The organism is Saccharomonospora saliphila YIM 90502 (genome assembly GCF_000383795.1).
Lineage (GTDB): Bacteria > Actinomycetota > Actinomycetes > Mycobacteriales > Pseudonocardiaceae > Saccharomonospora > Saccharomonospora saliphila.
On record NZ_KB912618.1, the window covers coordinates 49,644 to 59,939 of the forward strand.

General features: G+C 71.6%; 9 protein-coding genes and 2 pseudogenes. 5 read left to right on the top strand and 6 right to left on the bottom strand.

Annotated elements, in window-relative coordinates; all coding sequences use genetic code 11:
• A pseudogene (locus tag SACSA_RS21180) lies at window positions 1-398 on the top strand (SAM-dependent methyltransferase); the annotation flags it as partial.
• 29 nt (window positions 399-427) lie between these two features.
• Window positions 428-751: a zeta toxin family protein gene (locus SACSA_RS0102375; protein ID WP_019813166.1), complete on the top strand. Its 324-nt coding sequence runs from the start codon at window positions 428-430 to the stop codon at window positions 749-751.
• A gap of 21 nt (window positions 752-772) precedes the next feature.
• Here the strand turns inward: SACSA_RS0102375 and SACSA_RS0102380 are convergent, their stop codons facing one another.
• Together SACSA_RS0102380 and SACSA_RS0102385 are read right to left on the bottom strand one after the other, a co-directional pair.
• Window positions 773-1,441 (bottom strand): haloacid dehalogenase type II, encoded by a 669-nt coding sequence (locus tag SACSA_RS0102380; protein WP_019813167.1) that lies wholly within the window; start codon window positions 1,439-1,441, stop codon window positions 773-775.
• Between the two features lie 101 nt (window positions 1,442-1,542).
• A complete protein-coding gene (locus SACSA_RS0102385) occupies window positions 1,543-2,214 on the bottom strand; it encodes a hypothetical protein (RefSeq protein ID WP_157596574.1) in 672 nt (223 codons plus the stop codon).
• Between the two features lie 242 nt (window positions 2,215-2,456).
• Between SACSA_RS0102385 and SACSA_RS0102390 the strand changes: the two genes are divergently transcribed.
• A complete protein-coding gene (locus SACSA_RS0102390) occupies window positions 2,457-3,512 on the top strand; it encodes a zinc-binding dehydrogenase (protein ID WP_019813169.1) in 1,056 nt (351 codons plus the stop codon).
• Between the two features lie 140 nt (window positions 3,513-3,652).
• Here SACSA_RS0102390 and SACSA_RS0102395 read toward each other — a convergent pair whose 3' ends face one another.
• Window positions 3,653-4,624, bottom strand: a complete 972-nt coding sequence (locus SACSA_RS0102395; RefSeq protein ID WP_028661451.1) for a pentapeptide repeat-containing protein — start codon at window positions 4,622-4,624, stop codon at window positions 3,653-3,655.
• Between the two features lie 231 nt (window positions 4,625-4,855).
• Between SACSA_RS0102395 and SACSA_RS0102400 the strand changes: the two genes are divergently transcribed.
• Together SACSA_RS0102400 and SACSA_RS0102405 are read left to right on the top strand one after the other, a co-directional pair.
• On the top strand, window positions 4,856-5,869 hold the full coding sequence (locus SACSA_RS0102400; RefSeq protein WP_019813172.1) for an NAD-dependent epimerase/dehydratase family protein: 1,014 nt from the start codon (window positions 4,856-4,858) through the stop codon (window positions 5,867-5,869).
• A 121-nt stretch (window positions 5,870-5,990) separates the two neighbouring features.
• Window positions 5,991-7,457 (top strand): alanine/glycine:cation symporter family protein, encoded by a 1,467-nt coding sequence (locus tag SACSA_RS0102405; RefSeq protein ID WP_019813174.1) that lies wholly within the window; start codon window positions 5,991-5,993, stop codon window positions 7,455-7,457.
• A 139-nt stretch (window positions 7,458-7,596) separates the two neighbouring features.
• Here SACSA_RS0102405 and SACSA_RS0102410 read toward each other — a convergent pair whose 3' ends face one another.
• The 3 genes and pseudogenes from SACSA_RS0102410 to SACSA_RS25610 all read right to left on the bottom strand — a co-directional run.
• Window positions 7,597-8,424 carry an alpha/beta fold hydrolase gene (locus tag SACSA_RS0102410; protein ID WP_019813176.1) on the bottom strand — a complete coding sequence of 276 codons (828 nt, stop codon included), beginning with the start codon at window positions 8,422-8,424 and terminating at the stop codon, window positions 7,597-7,599.
• A 101-nt stretch (window positions 8,425-8,525) separates the two neighbouring features.
• On the bottom strand, window positions 8,526-9,752 hold the full coding sequence (locus SACSA_RS0102415) for an SGNH/GDSL hydrolase family protein (protein ID WP_019813178.1): 1,227 nt from the start codon (window positions 9,750-9,752) through the stop codon (window positions 8,526-8,528).
• A 156-nt stretch (window positions 9,753-9,908) separates the two neighbouring features.
• Window positions 9,909-10,296: pseudogene (locus tag SACSA_RS25610) on the bottom strand (hypothetical protein); the annotation flags it as partial.

The following is a 10,296-nucleotide window of genomic DNA, read 5'->3' on the forward strand; positions in this document are numbered from 1 at the left end:
GCGCCGCCGCTTCGGGCGCCGGCGTGGCCGACCGCGTGGCGTGGACACACGGCGACCCACTGGCCACGCCGCCCCCGGCAGGGACCTTCGACCTCGTCTGCGCCCTGTACTTCCCGCTCCGGCGCGACGCGGGTCCGAGGGCACTGCGCGGCATACCCGCCGCCGTGGCCCCCGGCGGCACCCTCCTCGTGGTCGGCCACGACCTCACCGGCACTCCGGAGCACGAGCACCACGAGCGCGGCTTCGACACGGGCGACTACTACGGCACCGACGACCTCGCCGCGCTGCTCGACCACGACTGGACCGTCGAGATCCACGAGACGCGTCCCCGCGCCGCGATCCCCGAGGGCTCACCGCACACCCGCGACACCGTCCTGCGCGCCCGGCGCCTCCGGTAAGCGGGGCAGGGCCCAGTAGGGTGCAACGGGTGCCCTCACCGCCCGACGAGCGCCACGAGCCGGTACTGATCGTGCTGGGTGGCCTGCCCGCGACCGGCAAGACCACCATCGCCCGGCCGCTGGCCGCCGCGCTGCGCGCCGCCTACGTGCGCATCGACAGCATCGAAGCCGCCGCGCACCGCCGCCGCGCCGACAGCCGCGACAGCGATGTGCCCGGCCTGGTCAAACCCTCCTGGGAACGGATCAGGCAGCGCGAATACGCGGTGTGGGAGCGCGACCTGCTCGTCATCGACACCGCCGTGACCGCGGTCGACGACGCGGTGCGGACGATCCGCGCGGCCGCCGGGGCCTGACGCGGGGGTCGCCGTCGGCGGTCAGTCCAGCACAACCAACCGGTCGACGACCTCCACCAGCGTGTCTCCGGTCACGGTCGGCGGGGCGAAGACGTCGCCGTAGCGGCCTTCCAACCGGGAGCACCAGCCCGCCAGACACCCGGCGCGGACCGCGCCATGACAGTCCCACGCGTGCACGGCCACCAGCGCGAGCGCGGACGGGTCGGTGCCGAGCCGCTCGGCGGCGAGGTGATACACCGCCGGGGCGGGTTTCCAGATCCCGGCGTCCTGGGCGGTGACGACCCGCTCCACCAGACCGGCCAGCCCGGCACCCTCGAGGAACCGGGCGGTGTTCTCGGCCGCGCCCACGGTCAGGCACCCGACCCGCAGATCCCGCTCGGCCAGGGCACGCAGCGCGGGCTCGGCGTCCGGGTGCGCGGGCAGCGCGCCGAAAGCGTCGAGCACGTACTCGATCGCGTCCTCGCTCGCGGTGTGACCGGACTCGGTGCGCAGCGCCTGCCTCGCCACCGCGCGGAACTCGGCGCGGTCACCGGCCAGGCTCAGCGCCATCGCGTCCCGCTGGAACCGCAGAAACCACGGCCGCAGCAGCTCGGCGGGCTGGCCGACCTCGGTCAACCGCTGTCCCAGCGGATCCAGATCGAGCAGTGTCTCCAGCACGTCGAACGCCACGGCCCGCACACGGCCCGTCATCGCGACCTCCTCCCGTCCGGCTGTCCGGCGCCCTCACCGCCGCACGTTACGAGACCGGTTCCACGACGGCCACCGCACGAACGACCGGGCGCGGCACGCGCTCACACGGGGACGCCGTTGGAGGGCCCGCTCCGCTGGTCCGGCTCGGGACACCGGCCACGGGCGGGTTCGGTGGGCACCGGAGTCTTGTCGTGCGCGGGCGCGGTGCAGCCCGTGCGCACGAACGTGCCGTCGGATTGCACATAGGTCTCCCAGTACTGCGGGGCCTGGGCGTAGCTCGGCTCGTAGGTGCTGTGCCGCAGCGCCACGTCCGGGTGGTCGTCGTCGTCGAGCCGGGCCACCGTCGCGCCCGGCGCGGTGCCGACCACCTCGTCGCTGACCTCGATCCCACGGTCCTCGGTGAGCAGCGACGCCAGCGCGCCCGAGCCGTGCATACCGCTGTCGAAGCCGACCACACACCGCTGGGTAGCAAGCCGTCCGCCGCAGGTGCCGTCGGTCACCGCCCGGCCGTCGAGCACCTCGGTGTCCCGGATGCGGTCCCCGACGTAGTAGGCGAGCACGCTGGGACCGCCGGGCGCCTCGGTGTCCCGCCACCCGGCGAGGCGGGCGCTGCCCGAGAACACGACATCGAACACCGGCTCACACCGTGGCCCGCACTCGGGTGGCCGCGCCGGGACCTCGCTCACCGTGGGCGCCACGGTCACCGTGGCGGCGGCGGTCACCGCGGCCACGCCGAGGCCGGCAGCGGCCGCGAGACTCCGTCGGGAACCCATCACACCTCCGAAACGATCACACCACTCGCCTTCTCTGAAGGACGTGGGCGACCCCCGCGAGGTTGAACGACCCTGTCGGTCGTCATCGCTTCGTGTCCCCGCCGCCGGGGCGATCGAAACGCCGCCCGCACACCCGCCTGACACGGTGGTCACCGGCACGGGCGCCGCGCACCGGCCCGCCGTGCCACTCGGGACACCGAGTGCCGTCGAGTGTCGCTGCCGGCCAGGGGCGATGTCAGGGTATGCGGGTGGATGAGGTGATGACGGCCGCCGTCCTGGTGGGTCATGGCGAACTCGATGCCCTGCGGATACGTCATGACGTGCCCGTACCTCGGCCGGGTTCCGGCGAGCTCCTGGTGCGGGTGCGTGCCGCGGCGGTGAACAACACCGACATCTGGACCCGGCACGGCGCGTATGGCCTGCCCGGACAGCCGGACGCGCTCGCGGGGTGGCGGGGGGCCGTTTCGTTCCCCCGTATCCAGGGCGGCGATATCGTCGGCACGATCGCCGCCGTCGGCTCCGAGGTGACCGGCGATCGCATGGGTCGGCGGGTGCTGGTCGATCCGGCGCTGTATCGCGACGAGAGCCCGCAGGCCCCGCCTGTGGGGTTGCTGGGCAGCGAGGCCGATGGCGGGTTCGCCCAGTACGTCGTGGTGCAGGCCGCTCAGGCCCACGACATGACCGACTCGCCGCTCTCGGATGAGGAGCTGGCGTGCCTGCCGGTGGCCTACGGCACCGCGATGGGCATGCTCGAACGCGTCGGCCTCCGCGACCGAGAGACGGTGCTGGTCACCGGCGCCTCCGGGGGAGTGGGGCTGGCGCTGGTGCAGCTCGCGGCCGCCCGCGGCGCCACTGTCCTCGCGCTCACCAGCCGCGCCAAGGCCGACCAGGTCAGTGCCGCGGGCGCGGCTCACGTCCTGGCCCGCGACGACAACGATCTCGCCGCGCGGGTGCGCTCCCTGAGCCCCGCCGGGCTGGCGGTCGTCGCCGACGTCGCGGGAGGGCCCGTGCTCGAGCAGCTCTTGCCTCTGCTGGCCGACGACGGGCGGTGGGTGATCGCGGGGGCCGTCGCCGGGCCCGTGGTGTCATTCGACCTGCGCCGTCTCTACTCGCACAACCGGCGGCTGATCGGTTCCTCCATGCACACCCGCGAGCACTTCGCCGAGCTCGTCGAGATCGCCCGCACCGGGCTGATCAGGCCCCGCATCGCGGGACGCCATCCGCTCACCGAGATGCACCAAGCGCAGCGGCAGTTCCTCGAAGGTCAACACGTCGGCAAGATCCTCGTCCGTTGCTGAGGTGTCGCAGAGTCCCGCCCGGGACGCCGAAACCTCCGGAACGCCGCCGGTGGTGACGACGGGAGAAGACGGCACACCCTCACCGGCCCATGTCGTCGGTCGTTTCTTGGTGCCCGGATTCGGGCCTTTCCCGCTGAGTATCACGACCAGGGCCAAGTTGCCGACTCAGCCCCGGGCGCGTTCCTCAGGTTCCGCGCCTTTTCAACTCCTATTGACTGCGAGAAATCCGCACCAGCGACCGTCTTCACGCCGGTGAAGTCCGCTTTCGCCAGGTCGGTACCCGCGAACGTGACACGACTGAGGTCCGCGCCGTGGAACACGGTGTTGCCGTTGATCCTGACGCGGTCGAGGCGGGCACCGGTGAGGTCGGCATCGGCGAACACCACGTCTTCCAGGTCCGCCCCAGTGAACCGCACGTCAGCCAGCTTGGCGCCGGTGAACCGCGCCCATTTGAAACCACACTCCCAAAAATCGCTTCCTCTGAGGTCCGCCCCGTTCCACTCGGACAGCCTGCCGAAGCACCCCGCAGCGTGGGTGTGACGCATCACCACGCCGTGAAGCCGCACCGCCTCAACACCCAGGCCGGGAAGCCTGAACGCACGCTCACCAGGTCCTCCCGGGTCCTCTTCCTCGACGCGGGCCCGGATCACGTCCACCGCGGCCTGTGTGCCTACATTCGCCTCGTATACCGGACGCTCGTTGGTGTAAAGGCCTTCGATCTGCCTGGCCACGGGCCTGTCGTTGGCGAGATATGACTCTGCGAGATCGAGGACATGGTCCCGGTCGCCGGGTGAGATTCGTGCGACACGTTGTAACATCCGGAACCCCGCGGCCTGAGCGTTGACAGCATCGCTGCTGATCAGCTCCGCCGCGCTGGTCACCTGTTCGGTGATCGCCTTGTTCTGTTCCAGGTTGAGTTTTTCCTGTTCCAGGCTGAGGCTGCGGTATTGGACCGATAGTCCAACGAAGGCGGCCACCGTCACAGCGAGGTTGAGGCCGACCGTCAGGCCAATACCCAACATCCAGCGACGCGCCGAGGATGGCCCGGCCGGAGTAGCGTCATCGCCGCCTTCCACCGGCAACAGATCAGGAGCGCTGGAACCATCCGTCATGATCGAAGCATGCCCATGGTGCGCGCACGACGTCGCCACTTTCGGCGGATTACTCTGATCGGGTCGTCCACCCACCCGTGTTCAGCCGGAACGAGGTTGGTCAGCAGAGCCCGGCGCACACGGCCTCGGAGGCCCTCGTGGTCGGTGACGCGTTCCCGGCCGGAGTGCGAGGCGGCCGGATACGCCGAAACCGTTCGGCTCGGGGCAGCGGCGTTGATAGCCTCGCCTCTCGTGACGAAATACCTGGTCACCGGCAGCGCCGGACACTTGGGGGAAGCGCTGGTGCGCACCCTGCGGGAACGGGGCGACGCGGTCGCCGGGCTCGACGTGCTGCCCTCACCGCACACCACGGTGGTCGGCTCGATCACCGACCCGGCGGTGCTGCGGCGCGCCCTCGACGGCGTCACCCACGTGCTGCACACCGCCACCCTGCACAAGCCGCACGTGGTCTCCCACCCGCGGCAGGACTTCGTCGACACCAACGTCTCCGGCACGCTGACCGTGCTCGAACACGCCGCCGAGGCCGGGGTGCGCGCGGTCGTGTTCACCAGCAGCACCAGCGCGTTCGGCCGCGCGCTCACCCCGCCCGAGGGCGAACCGGCCACCTGGATCACCGAGGACGTGCGCCCGGTGGTGCGCAACATCTACGGCGCCACCAAGATCGCCGCCGAGGACCTGTGCGAACTCGCCGCCCGCGAGTCCGAGCTCGCGGTGGTGGTGGTGCTGCGCACCTCCCGGTTCTTCCCCGAACAGGACGACCGCGACGCCGTGCGCGCCGCCTACGACGACACCAACGCCAAGGTCAACGAGTTCCTCCACCGACGGGTGGACCTTGCCGACGTGGTCCAGGCGCACCTGCTGGCCGCCGAGCACGCACCCCGGCTGGGCTTCGCCCGCTACATCGTCAGCGCCACCACGCCCTTCACCCGTGACGACCTCGCCGAGCTGGCGCGCGACGCGCCCGCTGTCGTGGCACGGCGGTTCCCCGACCTGGCCGAGGACTACCGCCGCTGGGGCTGGCGTGTGTTCCCGACGCTGGACCGCGTCTACGACAACGCCCGCGCCCGCGCCGAGCTGGGCTGGAGACCGCGCTACGACTTCCGCGCGGTCGTCGAACGCGTGCGCTCCGGCGGCGGGCCGCGCAGCCCGCTGGCCGAGGCCGTCGGAGCCAAGGGCTACCACGCCGAGCCGACCGGGGTGTACACGATGGGCTACCGCGCCACGGCAGCGGAGGAGGCATCGTGACGTCGTCCCGCGCGACCGCGCCGACGTCAGAGGGGGTGGCGACCGTACGAAGATCGGTTGTGACCGTGCGTGTATCGCCTACGATCGCCCGGATACCACCCCGGCATGGAAGGGCTCACTGATGGACGGCCTGCTCAAGGCCATCGGCACGGTCAACGACGGTTTCTGGACCTACGTGGTCATCCCGCTGCTCGTCGTGACCGGCGTGTACTTCACCGTCCGCTCGGGCGGCGTGCAGTTCCGGATGATCCCGGAGATGGTGCGCAACCTGAAAAGCCGCCCGGAGCGGGCGCCGGACGGGAAACCGGCGATCTCGTCGTTCCAGGCGTTCTCCATCTCCGCGGCCGCCCGCGTGGGGACCGGCAACGTCGCCGGGGTGGCCATCGCCATCGCGCTCGGCGGGCCGGGCGCGGTCCTGTGGATGTGGATCATGGGCTTTCTGGTCGGGTCGACCGCGTTCGTGGAATCCACGCTGGCGCAGCTGTTCAAGGTGCGCGACCGCTCCGGCTACCGGGGCGGCCCGGCCTACTACATGCAGCACGGGCTCGGCGCGCGCTGGATGGGTGTGCTGTTCGCGGTGGTCATCATCTTCACCTTCAGCTTCAGCTTCAACATGGTGCAGGCCAACAGCATCACCGACGTGGTCAGCAACTCCGTGGCCACCGCCACCGGCAGCGAGCCCGCGGGCTGGGTGGCGCCGGTGATCGGCCTGGTGCTGGTGGCGCTGGTCGCGTTGGTCGTGTTCGGCGGGGTACGCCGCATCGCGCAGGTGGCGCAGATGACCGTGCCGTTCATGGCGCTGATCTATCTGATCATGGGCCTGGTCGTGGTCGGGCTCAACGTCGACCAGGTCCCCGCCGTGATCTCCGACATCGTCGGGTCCGCGTTCGGGTTCCGCGAGGTCGGCGCGGCCGCCGTGGGCACGGCGATCATGCAGGGCATCCGCCGCGGGTTGTTCTCCAACGAAGCGGGCATGGGTTCGGCGCCCAACGCGGGCGCCACCGCCTCGGTCAGCCACCCCGTCAAGCAGGGGCTGGCGCAGACCTTCGGCGTCTACTTCGACACGCTGATCGTGTGCTCGGTGACCGCGTTCATCATCCTGACCTCCGCGCCCGCGTACGGCAGCGAGGAGATCGGCGCGGCACTGACGCAGAACTCGTTGCAGGCGAGTCTGGGCAGCTGGGCGCTGCACCTGCTGACGTTCATCGTGTTCCTGCTGGCGTTCACCTCCGTGCTGGGCAACTTCTACTACGGCGAGGCCAACCTGCGGTTTCTGACCTCCCACCCGCGCGCGCTTCCGGTGTTCCGGCTGGTGGTCATCGGGATGCTGTTCTTGGGCGCGGTGGCCTCGCTGGAGCTGGTGTGGGACGTGGCCGACGTGACCATGGGCGTGATGGCCGTGGTCAACCTGGTGGCCATCGCCCCGCTGGGAGTGCTGGCGACCCGGCTGCTGGCCGACTACCGGCAGCAGCGCGCCCAGGGGATCGATCCGGTGTTCGTGCGGGACCGGCTGCCCGACGTGCGCGGAGTGCAGTGCTGGGAGGCCGAGCGGGACCCGGACCAGCCGCGCGCGACCGAACCGTCCTGACAGCGGCAGGGCATGCCCCGGTGCCGTCCGAGCACTGCCGACGGCACCGGGGCATGGCACCACCCAGCGCCGCGCCGCCGTGCCTCGTCCTGTGCCCATCGTCGGCTCGGCTCCCGTGCGCACCCGCTCGGCGGGCCGGTCAGCGGCGCAGGAAGCCGAGCAGTTCCCGGGTGAAGCGATCCTTGTCGCCGGGCACCATCGCCAGGCCGTGGGAGCCGCCCTCGTAGACCGACAGGGTGGCCTCGCCGACCAGGTCGACCGTCTTGCGGGCGGTGGCGTCGATCGGCACGATCTGATCGTCGTCGCCGTGCACGACGAGAGTGGGCACGTCGATGGCGTCGAGGTCCTCGTGGAACGCGGTCGTAGCGAACGCGTCGATGCAGGCCAGTCCGCCTTCGAGGGTCGCGGCCATCGCCATGTGCCAGAAGGCGTCACGGTTGCCCCGGGTGGCCTTGGTGCCCTCCCGGTCGGTGCTGAAGAACGGCACGGCGGTGTCCTGCCAGAACTGGGACCGCTCGGTGGCGAGGCCGTGTTTGAGGTCGTCGAACACGCTGCGCGGCACGCCCTCGGGGTTGGCCGAACTCTGCAACAGCAGCGGGGTGATCGCCGAGAGCAGCACGGCCGAGTGAACGCGGCCGGTGCCGTGCCTGCCGAGGTAGCGGGCAAGCTCGCCACCACCCATCGAGTGCCCGACCAGGGTGACTTCACGCAGGTCGAGCCCGGTGATCAGGTCGTGCAGGTCGTCGGCGAAGGTGTCGAAGTCGTAGCCGTCGTAGACCGGGGTGGACCGGCCGTGGCCACGCCGGTCGTGGGCCACGGCACGGTAGCCGGCATCGGCCACGGCCTTCATCTGGTCCTGCCAGGCGTCGCCGTTGAGCGGCCAGCCGTGGATGAACACCACCGGGCGGCCCTGGCCCCAGTCCCGGTAGAAGATCTCGACGTCGTCGCGGGTGCGCTGGATCGGCATGGGCGGAGGGCCCCTTCTGCTCGTGCGGTGCTGACGGCAGCGGCGTGCGCCACTGTCGTCAGCGCGTTCCCGCGCACGGACCCGGGAAACCGCCCGCCCGGTCAGCAGACCGAGCGCAGGCCCACCGCCTCGGCCATGGCGGCGAACCCGGCGTCGTTGGGGTGCAGGTGGTCGCCCTGGTCGTAGGCGGGGCGGATGCGGGACGGGTCGTCGGGGTCGCGTACCACGGCGTCGAAGTCGACGACGTCGTCGAACGCGCCGGAGGTGCGGATCCAGTGGTTGACCGCCTGCCGATCGGCCTCCCCGGCCTTGGTGTGGTAGCTGGCACCCTCGAACGGGGTGAGCGTGGCCCCGACCACACGGATGCCCGCGTCGTGGGCGCGGTCGATGAGCTGCCGGTACACCGCGATCACCTCGTCCGGTTCCACCGAGCCGCCGCTGGTGCCGATGTCGTTGATGCCTTCGAGCAGCACCACGCTGCGCACGCCGGACTGGGCGAGTACGTCCCGGCTGAACCGGGCCAGCGCCGACTCCCCGGCGGCACCGGCGTCGGTGAGCAGCCGATTGCCGCTGATGCCCGCGTTGAGCACCCCGCACTGGCGCGGCCCGGGACGGCGCAGCAGCCGGTCGGCGAACTGGTCGGGGTAGCGCAGGTTGGCGTCGACGGTGGAGTCGACCCCGTCGGTGATGGAATCGCCGAAGAACACCACCGAGCCGCGTGAGCGGGTGACGGTGTCCACTCCGGCCAGGAAGTAGCGTGCCGTGTCCAGCCGGGTGAAGGCGGCCCCGGAGTCGGTGGTGGCCTCACCAGGGGCCTGGAAGGACGTCGCGTAGCCGGCCTGGTGGGTGGTGGCCGGTCCGGTGGGGCCGGGCAGGTGCATGCTGACGACGAGGTCGGTGTCGTCGGCCACGGTCAGCGGCACCGGATCGGACACCCACTGCGCTCCCGCGGGCACGGTGACCATCTCGCCTCCGTCGAAGGTCACCAGCCTCAGCCTGCCGGGGTCGACATCCGGGGTGCCCGCGTCGACGTCGTCGCGCGGGGCGACGGTGACCGACGCGATCCGCAGCGGCTTCTCGCCGTAGACGTTGCTCAGCCGCAGACGCACGGCATCGCCCCCGACCGAGAGGTGGGCCACCTGGCGCAGCGTGGTGTCGGTGAAGCCCTCGGCCGACGGTCCGGACTCGGCCGCGGTGGTCATCGCGGCGCTGAAGCTGCCGACCCACGCGCCATGCGGGGCGGCGGTGGTGGCGGCGGGGGTGAGCAGGGTCGCCGCGGTGGCGGCCCCGGCGGCCAGCGCGAGCAGACGTGCACGCGGCTTCGCCATCGACAGCACTCCTTCGTCTGCGGTGTCAGGTTCGTCTGCGGTGTCAGGGCAACGCCGTCCATGCCAGCACGCCGGTGAGAACGTTCACAAGCAGCCACTCGGCGGTCACCGGCCGCTGCGAACGGTGCGCGTGCCACGACCACAGGAGCGGGACCGTCATCCCTGCCCGGGGGCACGGCAGCCGATCACCGTGGCGGGCGTGGCCTGCCAGGTGCCGTCGGGCTGCTCGGTGGCCAGGAAGGTCTCTCCGTCGGCTTCGACCCACACCGGGGCGCCGTCGATCGCGGCGAACGGGCGGGTGTCGACGCGGCCGGCCTTACCGGTCACGGCCGCGATCGCGGCCCGCGGGTCCGGGTGTCCGGTGGCGCCCGGTGGTGGGTCCTGCTGGTCGAGGCCGGGCAACTGGCCGTCCGGGCAGGAGAACGGGTCGTCGGGCACGACCCCGGTGGGGGACGCGGCGACCGAGATCGGCGCGGTGGCCGGGGCTGTGCTGCGGGTGTCCGCGTGTGCCGGGGGCCCGGTTTGGTCCGCGCCGGGGGCGGCG